This is a genomic window from Saccharopolyspora sp. NPDC045839 (assembly GCF_056431645.1).
In genome coordinates, this window is sequence record NZ_JBWKKH010000024.1 from 88,091 (window position 1) to 105,495 (window position 17,405).

At 71.0% G+C, this 17,405-nt stretch carries 15 protein-coding genes and 2 pseudogenes; 10 read left to right on the plus strand and 7 right to left on the minus strand.

Annotated features, from left to right (window positions below):
- Positions 1 to 15: 15 nt before the first annotated feature.
- The gene (locus tag AC07EQ_RS28740; protein WP_478390990.1) at positions 16 to 1,065 is read right to left on the minus strand and encodes an NAD(P)-dependent alcohol dehydrogenase; all 1,050 of its coding nucleotides are present in this window, start codon (positions 1,063 to 1,065) and stop codon (positions 16 to 18) included.
- A gap of 99 nt (positions 1,066 to 1,164) precedes the next feature.
- On the opposite strand from AC07EQ_RS28740, the gene AC07EQ_RS28745 reads away from it, so the two are divergent.
- A complete protein-coding gene (locus AC07EQ_RS28745) occupies positions 1,165 to 1,782 on the plus strand; it encodes a TetR/AcrR family transcriptional regulator (protein WP_478390991.1) in 618 nt (205 codons plus the stop codon).
- Between the two features lie 77 nt (positions 1,783 to 1,859).
- On the opposite strand, the gene AC07EQ_RS28750 is transcribed toward AC07EQ_RS28745, so the two are convergent.
- Positions 1,860 to 2,315: an RrF2 family transcriptional regulator gene (locus AC07EQ_RS28750; protein WP_478390992.1), complete on the minus strand. Its 456-nt coding sequence runs from the start codon at positions 2,313 to 2,315 to the stop codon at positions 1,860 to 1,862.
- A gap of 139 nt (positions 2,316 to 2,454) precedes the next feature.
- Here AC07EQ_RS28750 and AC07EQ_RS28755 point away from each other — a divergent pair, with 139 nt between their 5' ends.
- The 3 genes and pseudogenes from AC07EQ_RS28755 to AC07EQ_RS28765 all read left to right on the plus strand — a co-directional run.
- Positions 2,455 to 3,573, plus strand: a complete 1,119-nt coding sequence (locus tag AC07EQ_RS28755) for an NADH:flavin oxidoreductase (protein WP_478390993.1) — start codon at positions 2,455 to 2,457, stop codon at positions 3,571 to 3,573.
- Between the two features lie 313 nt (positions 3,574 to 3,886).
- On the plus strand, positions 3,887 to 5,023 hold the full coding sequence (locus AC07EQ_RS28760; RefSeq protein ID WP_478390994.1) for a magnesium and cobalt transport protein CorA: 1,137 nt from the start codon (positions 3,887 to 3,889) through the stop codon (positions 5,021 to 5,023).
- Positions 5,024 to 5,197: 174 nt separating this feature from the next.
- Positions 5,198 to 5,392: pseudogene (locus AC07EQ_RS28765) on the plus strand (helix-turn-helix domain-containing protein); the annotation flags it as partial.
- A 154-nt stretch (positions 5,393 to 5,546) separates the two neighbouring features.
- Here the strand turns inward: AC07EQ_RS28765 and AC07EQ_RS28770 are convergent.
- The 3 genes and pseudogenes from AC07EQ_RS28770 to AC07EQ_RS28780 form a co-directional block, all read right to left on the minus strand.
- Positions 5,547 to 5,675: a hypothetical protein gene (locus AC07EQ_RS28770; protein ID WP_478391044.1), complete on the minus strand. Its 129-nt coding sequence runs from the start codon at positions 5,673 to 5,675 to the stop codon at positions 5,547 to 5,549.
- An 80-nt stretch (positions 5,676 to 5,755) separates the two neighbouring features.
- Positions 5,756 to 5,854, minus strand: a pseudogene (locus AC07EQ_RS28775) (hypothetical protein); the annotation flags it as partial.
- Between the two features lie 170 nt (positions 5,855 to 6,024).
- Positions 6,025 to 7,839, minus strand: coding sequence for a sulfatase (locus tag AC07EQ_RS28780; protein WP_478390995.1), 1,815 nt, complete (start codon positions 7,837 to 7,839; stop codon positions 6,025 to 6,027).
- 164 nt (positions 7,840 to 8,003) lie between these two features.
- Here AC07EQ_RS28780 and AC07EQ_RS28785 point away from each other — a divergent pair, with 164 nt between their 5' ends.
- The 5 genes from AC07EQ_RS28785 (at position 8,004) to AC07EQ_RS28805 (ending at position 16,091) form a co-directional block, all read left to right on the plus strand.
- Complete coding sequence (locus AC07EQ_RS28785; RefSeq protein ID WP_478390996.1) at positions 8,004 to 8,978, plus strand: formylglycine-generating enzyme family protein; 975 nt, start codon at positions 8,004 to 8,006, stop codon at positions 8,976 to 8,978.
- A gap of 71 nt (positions 8,979 to 9,049) precedes the next feature.
- Positions 9,050 to 9,652 carry a PadR family transcriptional regulator gene (locus AC07EQ_RS28790; RefSeq protein WP_478390997.1) on the plus strand — a complete coding sequence of 201 codons (603 nt, stop codon included), beginning with the start codon at positions 9,050 to 9,052 and terminating at the stop codon, positions 9,650 to 9,652.
- A 193-nt stretch (positions 9,653 to 9,845) separates the two neighbouring features.
- Positions 9,846 to 11,423, plus strand: a complete 1,578-nt coding sequence (locus AC07EQ_RS28795) for a sulfatase family protein (RefSeq protein WP_478390998.1) — start codon at positions 9,846 to 9,848, stop codon at positions 11,421 to 11,423.
- Between the two features lie 46 nt (positions 11,424 to 11,469).
- Positions 11,470 to 12,822: an MFS transporter gene (locus AC07EQ_RS28800; RefSeq protein ID WP_478390999.1), complete on the plus strand. Its 1,353-nt coding sequence runs from the start codon at positions 11,470 to 11,472 to the stop codon at positions 12,820 to 12,822.
- Between the two features lie 71 nt (positions 12,823 to 12,893).
- On the plus strand, positions 12,894 to 16,091 hold the full coding sequence (locus tag AC07EQ_RS28805) for a glycoside hydrolase family 3 C-terminal domain-containing protein (protein WP_478391000.1): 3,198 nt from the start codon (positions 12,894 to 12,896) through the stop codon (positions 16,089 to 16,091).
- Between the two features lie 101 nt (positions 16,092 to 16,192).
- Here the strand turns inward: AC07EQ_RS28805 and AC07EQ_RS28810 are convergent, their stop codons facing one another.
- Positions 16,193 to 16,327, minus strand: coding sequence for a hypothetical protein (locus AC07EQ_RS28810; protein ID WP_478391001.1), 135 nt, complete (start codon positions 16,325 to 16,327; stop codon positions 16,193 to 16,195).
- Here AC07EQ_RS28810 and AC07EQ_RS28815 point away from each other — a divergent pair.
- Positions 16,326 to 16,430, plus strand: a complete 105-nt coding sequence (locus AC07EQ_RS28815; protein ID WP_478391002.1) for a hypothetical protein — start codon at positions 16,326 to 16,328, stop codon at positions 16,428 to 16,430. The genes AC07EQ_RS28810 and AC07EQ_RS28815 overlap by 2 nt on opposite strands.
- Positions 16,431 to 16,467: 37 nt before the next feature.
- On the opposite strand, the gene kce is transcribed toward AC07EQ_RS28815, so the two are convergent.
- On the minus strand, positions 16,468 to 17,400 hold the full coding sequence (kce, locus tag AC07EQ_RS28820; RefSeq protein WP_478391003.1) for a 3,5-dioxohexanoate:acetyl-CoA acetone transferase: 933 nt from the start codon (positions 17,398 to 17,400) through the stop codon (positions 16,468 to 16,470).
- Between the last annotated feature and the right edge of the window lie 5 nt (positions 17,401 to 17,405).

The following is a 17,405-nucleotide window of genomic DNA, read 5'->3' on the forward strand; positions in this document are numbered from 1 at the left end:
TCGCGCTCGGCCGGCTCAGGCGCCGATGGTGGCGGTGTCGATCACGAAGCGGTACCGCACGTCGCTGTTCTCGACGCGGTCGTAGGCCTCGTTGACCTGGTCCGCGGAGATCAGCTCGATCTCCGAGCCGATGCCGTGCTCCGCGCAGAAGTCCAGCATCTCCTGGGTCTCGGCGATCCCGCCGATCATCGACCCGGCCAGCACCTTGTTGCCGCCCAGCAGCGAGAAGGCGTTGTACGACAGCGGTTCGCCGGGAGCCCCGACGTTGACCATCGCGCCGCCCACCCGCAGCAGCCCGAGGTAGGCGTCGATCGGGAGCTTCGCCGAGACCGTGTTGAGGATGACGTCGAACCGCCCCGCCAGCGCCTCGAAGGTCGACTCGTCGCTGGTCGCGAAGTAGTCGGTCGCGCCCAGCCGCAGGCCGTCCTCCTGCTTCTTCAGGCTCTGGCTGAGCACCGTCACCTCGGCGCCCATCGCGGCGGCCAGCTTCACCGCCATGTGCCCCAGCCCGCCGAGCCCGATCACGGCGACCTTCTTGCCCGGGCCCGCGCCCCATTGGCGCAGCGGCGAGTAGGTGGTGATGCCCGCGCACAGCAGCGGTGCGGCGACGTCCAGCCCGATGCCGTCCGGGATCCGGCACACGAAGGCGTCCTTCACCACGACCTGCCGGCTGTAGCCGCCGTAGGTGTTCTCGCCGTCGAAGCCGACTCCGTTGTAGGTCTGGACGTTGCCCTCGACGCAGAACTGCTCGCGGCCGGCCCGGCAGTACTCGCACTCGCCGCAGGAATCGACCATGCAGCCGACCCCGACCCGGTCCCCGACCTGGTACTTCGTCACGGCCGAGCCGACCGCGGCGACCACGCCGGCGATCTCGTGCCCGGGAACCATCGGGAAGATCGCCTCGCCCCAGTCCTCCTTGGCCTGGTGGATGTCGCTGTGGCAGATGCCGGCGTAGGCGATGTCGATCAGCACGTCGTCCGGGCGCAGCTCACGTCGCTCGATCGTCGTCGGCGCCAGGGGTGCGCCCGGCGACGGTGCGGCGATAGCGTGCGTGATCGTGCTCATGAATCCTCCAAGGAACAGCTGTGCAGCAGGTCCCGATCATGTAAGAGACCTCTTACATTGGAGACGTAAGAGCCCTCTTACATATTCCGAGCGGAAGATGTGATCCACGACATGGGCGGCAAGTACCACCACGGCGACCTCCGCGCCGAGCTCGTGCGCGTCTCGCTGGACCTGATCGCGGAACGGGGCCTGGCCGGCTTCTCGGTGGCGGAGGTGGCGCGGCGGGCCAAGGTCAGCCCGGGCGCGCCGTACCGGCACTTCCCAGAACGGGAGAGCCTGCTCGCGGCGGCTGCGGCCGCGGTCGCGTGCCAACTCGCGGAACGCGTGCAGACCGCCGTCGAGGCCCGGGACGATCCCGTGGACGCGCTCGCCGCGGCGGCCGGGGCCTACACCGAGTACCTCCTCGAACGCCGCGCGGGCATGAACATCATCTACGCGGACGACCTGCAGGGCCCCAAGCACGCCGAGCTGCACGAGCAGACGCGACGGCTGACCGATCAATTCCTGATGCTGTGCCTGGCCGTGTCGGACACACCCCAGGAGGCCCTGGAGCTGATGGAGCAGCTGTTCACCCAGGCGCACGGCTACGGCATGTTCTGGCTCGACGGCGTGTTCACCAAGCAGGGCTACTCCCCCGAACTCGTCGTGCGGAAGTCCACCGCTGCGGCGCGCATCGCGATCGAAGGCCACGCCAAGCAGCCACCACCCAGCCGCTGAAACCATGGACGGCAAAGGAATCCGCACTGGCCGGCGAGCACGCCCCGTCGATCCCGGGAGCGGCGGGGCGTCGAGTCCTACTGGCCGGACTTCGCGTCGAGGCCGCGCAGCTCGCGCACGCTCCCGGCGAGCGTGCGGTCACCGAGCGAATTGAGCACCGCCTGCTCGGCGTCGGCCGTGAGCGCGGCGAAGTACTCCCCTGAGCGCGCGGCGACCAGGCACATGTCCTCCGCCTCCGGCGGCGAGCAGGCCCACAGGGGCTTGTCACCGACGGCGCAGCGGTAGATCTCCGCCAGCGTGATCTGATCCGCCGGGCGTCCCAGCCGGGCCCCGCCGGCACGGCCCTTGACGCAGACGACCAGCCCGGCGTTCGCCAGCGGCACGAGGAGCTTGCGGACCAGGCTCGGGTTGGCGTTCAGGCTGCCGGCCAGGTGGGCCGAGCTCAACGCGGCGGCGTCCTCTTCGGCGGCGATCGCCAGGAACAGCATCACCTGCAACGCGCGGGAGAACCGGATGTCCAGCACGGTCCCCACCCCCTCCCGCGGAACGACGCCGACGTCCGCCCCAGAATAGCAACTATCACAGTTGCACATCTCGCCGTTAAATGTATCTTTGACTTGAACATTTAAACGCGGGCGGCCGCCCGCAAGCACACGGCAGGAGACCGACACGGTGAGCACCCGCGCAGCTCAGGCACTGTCCCGCCCGTTCACGTTGGGTTCGGCCGAGCTGCCGAACCGGATCGTCATGGCGCCCATGACCCGCCAGTTCTCCCCCGGTGGCGTTCCCGGCGAGGACGTGGCCGCTTACTACGCCCGTCGCGCCGCCGCGGGGACCGGCCTGATCATCACCGAGGGCACCTTCGTCGACCACCGGTCCGCCGGCTTCAGCGACGGGATCCCCCGCTTCCACGGCGAGCAGCAGCTCGCCGGCTGGAGCAGCGTCGTGGAGGCCGTGCACTCGCACGGCGGCAAGATCATGCCGCAGATCTGGCACGTCGGGATCCAGCGGCCGGCAGGCGCACCGCCGTTCCCGGAGGCCCCGCCCGTAGGGCCGTCCGGGCTCACGCTGGACGGCATGCCCGGCGTGGGCGAGCCGCTGACGCTGTCCGACATCGACGACGTCATCGGCGCGTTCGCCGACGCCGCGCAGGCGGCCAAGCGGATCGGCTTCGACGGCGTGGAACTGCACGGCGCGCACGGCTACCTCATCGACCAGTTCCTGTGGGAGCGCACCAACCAGCGCACCGACGTCTACGGCGGCGACCTGCTCTCCCGGACCAAGTTCGCCGCCGACATCGTGGCCGCCGTCCGCGATCGGGTCGCGCCGGACTTCCCGGTCGTGCTGCGGTTCTCCCAGTGGAAGGCCAACCACTACGACGCCCGGCTCGCCGAGGATCCCGGCGAGCTCGAATCCCTGCTCACCCCGCTGGCCGACGCCGGAGTCGACGCCTTCCACGCCTCCGGACGCCGCTACTGGGTGCCCGAGTTCCCCGAATCCGGGTCGGACCTGAACGTCGCCGGGTGGACGAAGAAGCTCACCGGCAAGCCGGTCATCACCGTCGGCTCGGTCGGCCTCGACAAGGTCTTCGAGCCCGGCGCCATCACGGGAGCCGCAGCGGCGGTGGAGAGCATCGAGCGGCTCGCCGAACACCTGGAGCGCGACGAGTTCGACCTCGTCGCCGTCGGGCGCGCACTGATCGCCGACCCGGAGTGGGCGGACAAGGTCCTCGGCGGCCGCCTGGCGGAACTCGTCCCGTTCAGCAAGGACGCGCTGCAGACCCTGCACTGACGACCGGATCCGCGGAAGGGCGGGCGTTGACGTCGGCCGAAAACGCCCGCCCGCGGCGCTTCGCGCATCGAACGTCCAGCGGAGAGCGCGCCAGGTGGTCCACAAAGGACTGCGGGCGGAGGCACGGGGTCGCGGTGTGCACGGCGGACGGCGGAAGGTGCAGGCGAGTTCGGGGCGGATGACGCTCGACCGGCGATGAGACCGGGTGGGCCGGTGCCAGCGGATCTCGGCCTGGACTGAGTAGGCTGGCCTCGATCGCAGCCGCCGGGCACTCGCTCGGCTCACGCATGCTCCGACCGCCCTGGAGGTCCTCGTGCCCGAATGGCGTCCCCTGCGCAAGCGCCCCCGGCGCACCCCGGAGCAGTCTGGGCCCGCCGCTCCCGAGCACTCCATGGACCCCCGCTCCACCGACGAGCGGCCGCTGGCGGACCGGCCGCTGATCGACACCGCGATCTACCGCGACGGCGTCCGGACCGCCACCCCGTCCAGCCTCGCCGAGACCTACCGGCTGCTGCGAGACGAGCCCGGCATGATGGCGTGGATCGGGCTGTACCGCCCCGCCGAAGAGGAACTGCTGGCCGCCGCCGAGGAATTCGACCTCCACAAGCTCGCCGTCGAGGACGCGATCGTCGCCCACCAGCGCCCCAAGATCGAGCGCTACGGCGACACCCTGTTCGTGGTGCTGCACGCCGCCACCTACGTGGACGAGGCCGAAGAGGTCAGCTTCGGCGAACTGCACCTGTTCATCGGCCCCAACTTCGTGCTCACCGTCCGCCACGGCCAGTCCCCCGACCTGTCGGCGGTGCGCCGCCGCATGGAGGACGACCTGGATCTGCTGCGGCGCGGCCCGGAGGCCGTGCTGTACGCGGTGCTGGACAACGTCGTCGACGGCTACGCGCCGGTCATCGCGGGCCTGCAGAACGACATCGACGAGATCGAGACCGAGGTCTTCGAGGCGAACCCGAACGTTTCGCGGCGCATCTACGAGCTGTCCCGCGAGGTCATCGACTTCCAGCGGGCGACGCAGCCGCTGCTGGCCATCCTGCGGAGCCTGGAGGCGGGCTTCCAGAAGTACGGCATCGACGAGGAGCTGCAGCGCTACCTGCGCGACGTCGCCGACCACGCCACCACGGTCGCCGAGCGCGTCGACGGGTTCCGCCAGATGCTCGACAACATCCTCACGGTCAACGCCACGCTGGTCACCCAGGCCCAGAACGAAGAGATGAAGCGGATGACCGAGGCCAGCTACGCGCAGAACGAGGAGATCAAGAAGATCTCGTCGTGGGCGGCGATCCTGTTCGCGCCCACCCTGATCGGCACGGTGTACGGGATGAACTTCGACTTCATGCCCGAACTCCACTGGGGCCTCGGCTACCCCTTCGCGGTCGTCCTCATGCTGGTCGTCTGCCTGAGCCTCTACACGATCTTCAAGCGCCGCAACTGGTTGTGAGCCGGACGTTGCCCGCGCAGTGGGCGCGTACCGGGTGTCGCCCGTGGCCGCATCAGGGTTGAACCACACTAGACGTGCACGGATTCGGCTGCCGACGTTGAACCCCTGAAGCGCGCTTTCCGGCGCTGACAGGACCATCCTCAACCCGCCGCCGACAGCGAGGCCGAGGCGGGAAAGACGTTGGAGTACAGCCAGGCAAAGATCAACTATCTGGAAACGGGTAAGACACAACAGAAACCCGACGAGGTCACGGCCTTGCTCCGATCCTGCGGCGCGGACGTCGAGCACGTCGACCGCATGTCGTCGCTTGCCGCACTAGCCGATCAAAGCACCTGGCGGGCACCGTTCGGCGACGTACTACCCAACTAGTTCAAGACCTTCGACGGACTGGAAGGACTCGCCACCGCCGAGTCCACCTACGGATCGTTGCTCCTGCTGAAGCGCCGTAGTACGTGGCAACAACCTCGCGCCACTGTTCGGGGGTGACCTCACCGATGCCGTTTCGGTCGCGGATGGCCCGCATTTAGCCGGGTTCGCCGGAGGGGTCGCCGGAGGCTGCGGGATCGGGCACGGCGGCCCGGTCGAAGCGGGAGAACCAGGGTTCCTCGACCTGGAACGGACCGTGCGGGGCCACCAGCGGCACGAACAGCACCCAGGGGCCACTCCTCGGCGGTCCGGACGGCGGCCGCGTCCGGTGAGGATGGAGGCGCGGCTGGGCGAGCACACCGGGTGCCGGACGAAGGCGTTGCTGAAGCGGGTGCCGCGAGCCGCGAGCGCGTCGATGTGCGGTGTCGACGTGGGGGTTGCCGAAGGCTCCGACGGCGTCGGCACGCAGCTGGTCGGGCATGAGGATGACGAAGTCGGGACGGGAGGTCACGGTGGTCCCTTCATCGGGTTCGGGAGCCGGAAGCATCATCGACGACGCCCGGCGCGGAGGGCGGTGACAGCTCGGCCGACGGTTACGGCCGGCCGTGACAGGGCGGGGCGAGGTGCCGCGCGGTTCAGGCGGGTCGGCCGCTGTGACGAGAGGTGGGCCCGGTGGTGGCCTCCACCGCGGAAAGGTCGGCGGCGATGGCGCGCAGGCGTGCGGTCGGTAGCAGCCCCACGGCGAAAGCAGCGATCTGGAGGAGGGAGAGGTCGGCGGCCGTACGGGCGAAGGGCCCGTCGAGGAGGGTCGCGAAGTGGTCGCGCAGCACGGCCGCCGCCCCGGGGTGGGTGAGCAGCTCGCGGAGGGGAACGTGCACGCTGAGCGGCCCAGCGGGAAAGTCTTCGGGGCGCGGCGGAGGCTGCCGGGACGCCTCCGCCTGAGCCTGCTGTGCCCGTACGAGCAGGTGCTCGTCCGTGACCGGTCCGGTCATGGGAAGGCCGAGGCGCTCGTACTGGTCGAGAGGTGCGTCGGCGGCGCGCAGGCCCTCGACCAGCAGGCCCGCCATGCGCAGTTCGAGGGCGTCGTCGACGAGCGGGGACTCCTGCCCCGGGTCGGTGTCGAGGTCGAAGAGGAGGGTGCCGAAAGCGTACGGGTTGGACATGGCGTGGCCCGGGACCCTCAGGAGCGGGACTTCCTTGGTGAACGGGAAGGGCGGGACGAGCTCGGCGTTCCTCAGCTCGGCGGGTGCGAAGAGGCCCCGCATGTGCGCGGGCATCAGCGTGTGCTCGTACAGGGGTTGGTTGTACGGGTTCACGCAGGCCCGCATGTAGACGTACCGGCCATCGGTGACGCTGACGTGTCCGCCGAACGCGCCGAACAGGGCCGCCTCGCGCACCGGGGTGTCGTCGGCGACGGTCTGGCGGAGCGGCTGTCCCTGCATGTCGGGGGTGCGGTCGATGCCGAAGTACTCCAGGAGGGTGGGGCCGAGGTCGACGGTCTGAACGAGGGATGCGCGGCGCTCTGCGCGTACGCGGCTGCGGGGGTCCCAGACGAAGAGCGGGGTGTGGATGGTCTCGTCGTACCAGGGCTGGACGTTCTTTCCCCACCAGCCGTGCTCGCCGAGGAGGAGGCCGTGGTCGGTGCAGACGATCAGCATCGTGTCGTCCCACAGGGCGAGTTCGTCCATGGCGTCCAGGACCCGGCCGAGGGACCAATCGCACATGGTCAGGAGCGCGGCGTACTCGTAGCGGGCGTGCTCCACCTGCTCGTCGGTCTCGACGACCTGCTTGTAGTCGGGCCAATCGAAGTGGGGGCCTCCGTACGTGTGCCGGTACCGTTCCTTGTGCCGGGGGTGGCTGAAGAACGGCTCGTGCGGGTCGAAGGTCTCGATCTGCAGGAACCAGCCGTCCTCGCCATGGTTCGTGCGCAGGAACTCCAGGCCGGCGTCGAAGGTGCGGGTCTGCGGGTGATCGACCTCGTCGGCCAGGTACTGCCGGTTGATCCAGTCCTGGCGCCATGCCTCGCCGCGGCGGGCCCGGAGGCTCTCGGGGATGTCGGGGTCGGCGACGTGCCCCTTCCACGGGTCGCCCTCCTGGCCTCGGAAGAACTCGAAAGTGCGGTAGCGACCGTGGTAGGTGGCGCCGCCGACCTCCCAGTAGTGCTGGTGGTCGGTGACCAGATGAGTGTGGACGCCGTTCTCGGTGAGCATTCGGGGCACGGAGTCGTCGAAGGGCTCCAGCGGGCCCCAGCCCCGGTGCAGGAAGTTGTAGCGGCCGGTGTGCAGCTCACGCCGTGCGGGCATGCACGGCATCGACCCGGCGTAGCAGGTGTCGAAGGTCGCGGTGCATTCAGCGAGACGCGTGAAGTTCGGGGCGTGTGTCCAGTCCGCGCCGTACGGGGGCAGGAAACGCCGGTTGAGTGTGTCGAACATGACCATGACGGCCTTCATGGGGGTGTCCTTCCCGTGGCCTGCCGGTGGTGACCGAGCGTCGGACAGGTCGCACACCCTCCGACGGGATATGTACGTTAGAACATAGCCATCGTGAAGCAAAGACCTTCACGATCCCCACCCCACCGAGCCCCCGGCGTCCCACGGAGTCCCACGGAGCCCCCATGAGCGATCCCACCCCTCCCCCGCGCTGCTGCATGCCCACCGGCGGCACCCCGGCCCCCGCCCCTCGCCCTGCCCCGACCACGCGCCCGACGCCCGCCGGGGCCGGTTCCCCCGCGACCTCACCCGAGGGAATGGTGCTGCTGCCCGGCGGCGAGTTCCTCATGGGCGCAGAGGACGCCGAAGGGGTCCCCGGCGACAGGGAGGGGCCGGTGCGGCCCGTGCGGCTCAGCCCGTTCCGGATCGACGCCTGCGCGGTGACGAACGACGCCTTCGCCGCGTTCGTCGCGGAGACCGGACATGTCACGGACGCGGAACGTTTCGGCTGGTCGTACGTGTTCGCCGGCTTCCTGCCCGCCGCCCTGAGGCGCGGCGCACCGCGCCCCGGACGCACCCCGTGGTGGTGCGGGGTCGAGGGGGCGTCCTGGAACCGGCCCGAGGGACCGGGAAGCACCCTGGAAGCACGCGGGAACCACCCGGTGGTCCATGTCTCGTGGGCCGACGCCGCCGCCTACGCGGCCTGGGCCGGCAAGCGGCTGCCGACCGAGGCGGAGTGGGAGTACGCGGCCCGGGGCGGCCTCGACCAGCGCCGATACCCCTGGGGCGACGAGCTGAATCCGGGCGGCACCTTCCGCTGCAACATCTGGCGCGGCACCTTCCCGTCGAAGAACACCGCCGCGGACGGCTACCGCGGCACCGCCCCCGTCGACGCCTTCGAGCCCAACGGCTTCGGCCTCTACAACATGTCCGGCAATGTGTGGGAGTGGTGCGCCGACTGGTGGACCACCGAGCACGGCATCGGCCCGGTGCCGCTCGACCCCAGCGGCCCGGCCACCGGCACCCACAGGGTCATCCGCGGCGGCTCCCACATGTGCCACCGGTCCTACTGCAACCGCTACCGGGTCGCCGCCCGCACCGCCAACAGCCCCGACAGCTCCAGCGGCCACGCGGGTTTCCGTTGCGTTGCGCCGACGTGAAGACTCTTGACACCCGCCGGCAGTCGGGTGAACCTAACGAGACAAGTTCCTAGGAACATAGGTGACCCCGAATGCATCTCGACTACGTGATCCTCGGAGCCCTGGCCGTGCGCCGACTCTCCGGCTATGACATGCGCGGATGGATGGAGAGTTCGGGCCGCTACATCGGCTACGGCGTCCAGCTTCCCCAGATCTACCGGCGGCTCGCGAAACTGGTCGAGCGCGGCTGGGTGGGCTTCGACGTGGATCCGCGCGAGGGCCGTCCCGACGCGAAGGTCTACCGGCTCACCGAGGAGGGCCGCGAGGCGCTCCTCACGTGGGCCCGCTCGCCCTTCGAGCCGTCGTCGCGGCCGATGGACCCCGACTTCAAACTGCGCTTCGTCTTCGGCGGCCAGCTCGGACCGGAGATCGCGCTCGACATCGTCTCCACCGAGCTGGAGTACCGGCTCAAGCACGACGCCACCACTCCCGAGGCACCCCTGACCACCCTCTACACAGGGGAGATCCCCGAACTCGACCCGGCCTGGGCCCGTGAGGTCCACACCATGGCCCACGAGAACGGATACGCGTCCGTCGCGGCCTACATCGCGTGGCTCCAGCTGACCAAGGCCCGCCTCGAAAGGCAGATCGAGCGGCACCGCGACGAGCGGCACGCCCAGCGCCACGAGCGCTGAACCTCCCCGGCGGCCCGGGACCGGCGCCCCGGCCCTACCGGGCCGGCGCCCGCCCTGCCCCGGGCCGCACCTCCCACGTGCTCCCCCTCCGGGAGATCTCCGGCCCTCACCGGCGACTGCACCCCGCCACGGCCTCGGGCTCCCCTCTGGCGAGCCCGCGGTCCGGCGTACCCGAAAACGCCTGGAGTCCGTCATGCGCATCATCTACGTGGACGTCGACACACTTCGCGCCGACCACACCACCCCTTACGGCTACCACCGCCCCACCACCCCGCACCTCCAGCGGCTGGCCGAGAAGTCTGTCGTCTTCGACCGCTACTACTGTTCCGACTCACCCTGCCTGCCCTCACGAACAGCCCTGACAAGTAGTCAATTCGGTATCACCAACGGGGTCGTGGGCCACTTCGGACCCGCCGCCCAGTTCCGGCTCGACGCCGGGCACGGGCCCGAGCCGGACCGGCCCCTGCTCGGGCAGCGCCTCGGCTGGGGCGGCTACTACACCGCCGCCGTCTCCGTCTTCGCCGAACGCCACCGCGCCTACCACTTCCACGCGAACTTCCGCGAGTCGATCCGCGCCACCGACCGCTTCGGCGACGAAGAGGCCCCGGACGTCAACCGGGCGGCGATCGACTGGATCCGCCGCCACGCCCAGGAGGACAACTGGTACCTCCACCTCACCTACTGGGACCCGCACACCAACTACACCCAGCCCGCCGAATGGACCGAGAAGATGGCGGCGTCCGGGCCGGTGCAGTCCTGGCCCGACGAGGAAACCATCGCCCACCACGGCGCCGAGGTCTACGGCCCCCGCAGCGCCCTCGACCTCCACTACTCCCTCCGGGGCGCCGGCACCTCCCCCGTCCCCCACAACATGCCCGACGCCATCCGCTCCCGCGCCGACTTCGAGCACCTGATCAACGGCTACGACGGGGCCATCTCCTACTGGGACCACCACTTCGGCCAACTCATCGCGACGCTGGAAGAGTTGGGCATCGCCGACGACACCGCCGTGATCGTCAGCGCCGACCACGGCGAGTCCTTCGGCGAGCAGGGCTCCTACGCCGAGCACGGCCTGGCCAACGAGCCCACCCACCGGCTCCCCCTGGTGGTGTACTGGCCGGGCGTCACCGACGACCTGCCCACCCACGCCCGGCGCAACGACGACCTGCTCTACAACATCGATCTCGCGCCCACCCTTTGCGACCTGCTGGGCCTCGACACCCCGACCGGCTGGCAGGGCACCTCCTTCGCCGGAGCGGTACACGGCGAGGCGATCGACTCCCGCGAGTACCTGGTCCTCGGGCACGGCGCGCACACCTACCAGCGGGCCGTCCGCACCCGCGACCACCTCTACATCCGCACGTATCACCCGGGGGCCTTCCGCGCCGAGTGGGAGCAGCTGTTCCACGTCACGGAGGATCCGTACCTCACCCGCGACCTGACGGCGGACGAACCCGAGCTCACAGCCCGGATGCGCGCGCACCTCGCCGAGTGGTGGAACGAGTACGCGGGCCGCCCGGGCTGTCTGCCCGATCCGATGCAGGCGACGCTGCAGACCGGCCCGACGTACTACAACGACCCTGTCCGGTACGCCCGGCATCTGCGGGACACCGGCCGCGCGCCTCTCGCCGAGGACCTCGAAGACAGGCTCGCCACCGTGAACTTCCCCGTCTCCTGGCACGCGCCCGACCGGCCCCGGACCGCCGAACTGCTCCAGCGCTGGGCGCAGTTGCTCCAGACCCGTGACCAGGAGTCCGTCCAGATGCACTGAAACGCCCGTCCGATCCCCATCCCGGCGCCGACGAAGGAGTCGCACGATGCCGAGCGAAGCCGCACCTCCCTCCTCACCCCAGTCAGGTGTCGCCCGCCTTCCCGCCGGGCCTGGCGAGAAGCCGCGGAACTGGCGCCAGGTCACGCTCCTCGGCGGACTGATCAGCGCGGACAACGGCGAGGGAAGCGTCGTGTCCGTGCTGTTCCCCGCCCTGCGGGCGGCGCTCGGCCTCCCGCTCGCCGCGCTCGGCGTGCTCGTCGGCGTCGGCAAGCTCGTCGGGGTGATCTTCGGCCCCGTATGGGTGGCGGTGGCCCAGCGCTACCCGCGCAAGACCGTCCTCGCCGTCTGCGCCGGTCTGTGGGGTGTGTGGACCATAGCGGCCGGGTTCGCGCAGAACTACGCCCAGCTCCTCATCCTGTTCACCATCGCCGCGATCGGCGTCGCCGGCGGCGGTCCCCTGGTCAACGGCCTCCTCGCCGACCTCTTCGACGACCGGACCCGGGGCAGGGCGACCGGCTACATGTACGGGCTGTCGGCCCTGGCCACCGGCGTCAGCGGGCCGCTGCTCGGCCTGCTGTCCGAGGTGGAGGACGGCTGGCGGTACGGGTTCTTCTTCGCGGGCGGCATACAAGTCCTGTTCGGCGTGCTGATCCTGCTCTTCCTCCGCGACCCCGGCGTCGGCGCCTCCGAGGAGCACGCCTCCGCGGTGGCCCCCGCCGAACGAGCGCTGACCTGGTCCCAGGTCCGCGAACTGCTGCGCAACCGGTCCCTGCTGCTGATCTGCGCCCAGCGCCTGACCACCGGCCAGTTCGTCATCCTCAGCTTCGGCGTGACGTTCCTCGTCGACGTGCGCGGCTTCACGAACTCGGAAGCCTCCTACCTGACCGTAATGTTCGCCGTGTCCTACTTCGCCGGCACGCTGCTGGGCGGACTCGCCACCGACGGGATCCACCGCCGCAACCCCCGTACCGGCCGGGTCGCGGCGATGCAGTTCACGGTCTTCGCCTACGCCCTCGGAGTCTGCGCGGTGACCCAGTTCGCCTGGCCGTCCCTCGGCGTGTACCTCGCGCTGTTCGCCGTACTCGCCTTCGTCCAGGGCTGCACCCCCGGGATCAACCGGCCCCTGGTCATGTCGGTGACCCTGCCGGAAGCGCGCAGCGCCGCGTTCGCCCTGATGCTCTCGGCCGAGGCGGCCGGCTGGGCCGTGACGACCGTCCTCGTCGGCTACATCGGCGACGCCCTCGGGCTCCAGGCGGCGTTCCTGTGGGTCGTCGTCGTCCTGATGCTGGTCAACGGGGCCATGCTGAGCCTCCTCTACCGCGCCTGTCCCCGCGACGCGTCCGCCGTGCACGCCGAACTGGCCCGTCGGGAGGCGGCAGCCGGCGCGGGCGGGGACTGACCCTCCTGGCCCATCTCCGCTTCGGACACGCCCCTCCGAGCACACACCTTCGAGCCCCACGGAAGCCCCTCATGCCTCGCATCACCGAGTCCCGCGTCCACTACGCCTCCCCCGGCGGCACCGAACCGCCCCTGCTGGTCTGGGCACCCCCGAACGGCAGTCCCACCGCCGCCGTCCTCTTCTTCCACGGGGGCGGCTGGAACTCGGGCGCGCCGGAGCAGTTCGCCCCACAGGCCCGTATGCTCGCCGCCGACGGCGTCCTCGTCGCGAGCGCGGGCTACCGGCTGATCGGCCGTGACGCCCACGCACTCGCCGACTGCCTCGCCGATGCCCGCGCCGCGGTCGAGCACGTACGGCGGCTCGCGCCGGACCTCCCGCTCTTCCTCGCCGGGGGCTCCGCGGGCGGACAGCTCGCCCTGACCACGGCGCTCACCGCACCTGCCGGCCATCCCCCGCTCGCCGGACTCGTGCTGTTCAACCCGGTCGTCGACCTGTGCGGCACGAGCGACCTCGGTGACGCGCTCCGCGGTCTCCTCGGCCTGTCCCGCCCGGCGGCTGCCGAGGTCTCGCCCCTCCATCTCGTCGGGCCAGGCGCCCCGCCCACGCTCGTCCTCCACGGAACGGCGGACGAACTCGTCCCGATCGCCGACGCCCGCCGCTTCCGCGACGCCATGACCTCGACCGGTAACGCCTGCCGACTCGTCGAGTACGAAGGAGCGCCACACGGGTTCTTCAACCCCGGGTCAGGAGAGGCTCGTTGGTTCGAGGACCCGGTGACCGAGACCATCGCCTTCTTCCGCTCCCACTCCGCCGGCGGCACCGGATTCCCGGGGGGCCACGACCTCCTCGTCGAGGCCGCGCTCGCCCGTCTCGACCTCGACGCCAAGACCCGCCTGCTCGCCGGCCAGGACCTGTGGACCCTGCCCCCGCTGCCCGAGATCGGTCTGGACTCCCTCGTCATGTCGGACGGGCCGGTGGGGGTGCGCGGAGCGGCGTGGAGCGCCGACGACCCGTCGCTCTGCCTGCCCAGCCCGACCGCGCTGGCCGCGACCTGGGATCCGGCACTGGCCCGCCGCGCCGGCCGGGTCCTCGCCCAGGAGGCGCACCGCAAGGGCGCCCACATGCTGCTCGCGCCCACCGTGAACCTCCACCGCTCCCCGCTGGGTGGCCGGCACTTCGAGGCGTACTCGGAGGATCCGCTGCTCACCGCCCGGATCGGCACCGGCTACGTCACCGGGGTCCAGGAGAGCGGGATCGCCGCCACCGTCAAGCACTTCGTCGCGAACGACGCCGAGACCGAGCGCTTCACGGTCGACAACCGCGTCCCGGAGCGGGCCCTGCGCGAGCTCTACCTCGCGCCGTTCGAGGCGATCGTGCGGGACGCCCGTCCATGGGCGCTGATGTCGGCGTACAACGGGGTCAACGGCGCCACCATGACCGAGCACCGCGCCCTCCAGACGGGGGTTCTCCGCGAGGAGTGGGGCTTCGACGGGGTCGTGGTGTCCGACTGGCTGGCGGCCCGCGACACCGTCGGGGCGATCGAAGGCGGTCTGGACGTGGCCATGCCCGGTCCGCTGACTGTGTTCGGTCCGGCGCTGGCCGCCGCGGTACGGGACGGGCGGGTGGCGGAGTCGGCGGTCGACACCGCCGTACGGCACGTCCTCCTGCTCGCCGCGCGTCTCGGCCTTCTGAGGGGCGCGGCCCCCGCCGTACCCACCGACCGGCGGCCCGCGCCCCTGAACGGCCCCACAGTCGCCCGGGAGATCGCCACCCGCTCCTTCGTCCTGCTCCGCAACCCGGCGGGGACGCTCCCGCTGGACGCGTCGGCTGTCCCCAGCATCGCCCTGATCGGCCGCGCCGCCCGCGACGCCCGCTTCCTGGGCGGTGGTTCGGCCACCGTCTACCCCGCCCGGGTCGTCTCGCCACTCGACGGCCTGACCGGGGCTCTGCCGGAGGGGGTCACCCTGACGTACGCCATGGGCGCCGACCCGAACGACCAACTGGAGGTCGCCGCCAAGGGGTTCGAGCTACGGGCGGTCCTGCGCGACGCGCACGGAGCTGTCCTGGCGGAGCAGCCCCTCGCTCTCGGCCGCGTCCGCTGGATGGACGCGGCACTCCCGGACGGCGTCGACTACGACTCCCTGGCGACGGTCGAGATCACCGGCACCTTCACCCCGCGCGACAGCGGGACACACCACTTCGGCACCGGCGGCACAGGCGACTTCCGGCTCACCGTCGACGGAACCGTCCTGCACGACGAGGCGGACCCCGAGGGCGGCGACCCGATGGAGGTGCTCACCGGCCGGGCGATCCCGCGCGGATCGGCCGCGCTGGAGGCCGGGCGGACCGTCGAGGTCAGCCTCCTCCACCGCGCCCCCAAGGTCGCCTACGGTCCGATCCGCGGCGTCACCTTCGGTCTTGCCCATCGCGACCCCGAACGCGACGGTGACCGGCTGATCGAGGAGGCCGTCGCCGCCGCCCGCGCCGCCCACACCGCGGTCGTCGTGGTCGCCACCACCGAACGCGTCGAGTCCGAGGGCTTCGACCGGACCGACCTGCGGCTGCCCGGCCGGCAGGACGAACTCGTGGCACGCGTCGCCGCCGCCAACCCCCGTACCGTCGTCGTCGTGAACGCCGGGGCGCCGGTCGAGATGCCCTGGCGCGAGGACGTGGCCGCGATCCTGCTGACCTGGTTCCCGGGACAGGAGGGTGGCGCCGCCCTCGCCGACGTCCTCCTCGGCCGGGAGGAACCGGGCGGTCGCCTGCCCACCACCTGGCCCGCTCGGCTGGCGGACGCCCCCGTCACACGCGTCACTCCCGAGGACGGCGTCCTGCCGTACGACGAGGACCTCTTCGTCGGCTACCGGGCCTGGGAGCGGCACGCCACCGCCCCCGCCTACCCCTTCGGCCACGGACTCGGCTACACCACCTGGGAGTACCTCACCCTGGAGCCCGCCGACGGGCGCGCCCGCGTCCGGCTCCGCAACACCGGTACCCGGCCGGGCCGGGAGACCGTCCAGCTCTACGCCGAGCCGGTCACCGCGGCCGAAGGCCGCCCCGCCAGGCAGCTCGCCGGACTCGCCACCGTCACGGCGGAGCCCGGCGAGACGGTCGAGACCGAGATCGCACTCGCGGACCGGACGTTCCAGGTGTGGGACGAGGCGGCGACGGCCTGGGCCGTCGCCCCCGGCCCGTACCTCCTGCACGCGGCGCGGAACGCGACCGACCCCGTGCTGACCACCCGGCTGTCCGTCCCCGAACGGTCCTGAGACCGCCCCGGGCGCCGGAACCTGACGTCCGGCGCCCGGGGCCCCACCCCCCTGTGGCTCGACGCCCTCGGCCGCCGACTGCCCGACCCGTGCCTGCCGGGCTACGGCACCCTCGCCACCCTGCGCCATCTGCGCACGACCCCCGACATCGCGGCGTACGACCACTCCTGGTTCATCGTCACCCAGAAGATCATCGCGAAGGAGTTCGCGCTCTCCGGGATGAACTTCGACTTCATGCCCGAACTCCACTGGGGTCTCGGCTACCCCTTCGCGGTCGTCCTCATGCTGGTGGTCTGCCTGAGCCTCTACACGATCTTCAAGCGCCGCAACTGGTTGTGAGCCGGAGCCCGCACCGGGCTCCGGCTGGCTCGAGCCGTCAGAAACCGACCTGGTCCCTGCCCTTGAGCCGCAGGATTTCGCGAGCCTCGTCGGGGGTGGCGACCTCCAGGTTCAGCGCCTCCAGCACGGTGCGGATGCGGGTCACCTGGTCGGCGTTGGTCTTGGCCAGCTCGCCCGGCCCGATCCACAGCGAATCCTCCAGCCCGACGCGCACGTGCGAGCCCTGGGCCGCGCCGATGGTGGCCAGCGGGATCTGGTTGCGGCCCGCGCCCAGGATCGACCACTGGTAGGTGTCGCCGAGCAGGCGGTCGGCCGTGCGGCGCATGTGCATCAGGTCCTCGGGGTGCGCGCCGATCCCGCCCAGCAGCCCGAACACCGACTGCACGAACAGCGGGCCCTGCACCAGGCCGCGCGAAGCGAAGTGCGCCAGGTTGTTGAGGTGCGCGATGTCGTAGCACTCGAACTCGAACCGGGTGCCGTTCTCCGCGCCGATGGCCAGGATCGCCTCGATGTCGGCGAAGGTGTTCTTGAACACCAGGTCCCGGCTCTTCTCCAGGGCCTCCCGCTCCCAGTCGTGCCGGAATTCCTTGAAGCGGTCCAGCATCGGGTAGAGGCCGAAGTTCATCGAGCCCATGTTCAGCGACGCCAGCTCGGGCTTGAACACCGCGGCGGGCCGCATCCGCTCCTGCACGGTCATGTGCGGCGAGCCGCCGGTGGTGATGTTGATGACCGCGTCGGTGTGGGCCTTCAGCTGCGCCAGGATCGGTTCGAAGTGGGCGGGGTCCTGCGAGGGCCTGCCGTCCTCGGGGTCGCGGGCGTGCAGGTGCACGATCGCCGCCCCCGCCTCGGCCGCGCCCAGCGCCGCCTCGGCGATCTCCGCCGGCGAGACGGGCAGGTGCTCCGACATCGACGGGGTGTGGATCGCGCCCGTCACCGCGCACGTGATGATGACCTTGCGACCGGTTGCCATTCGCG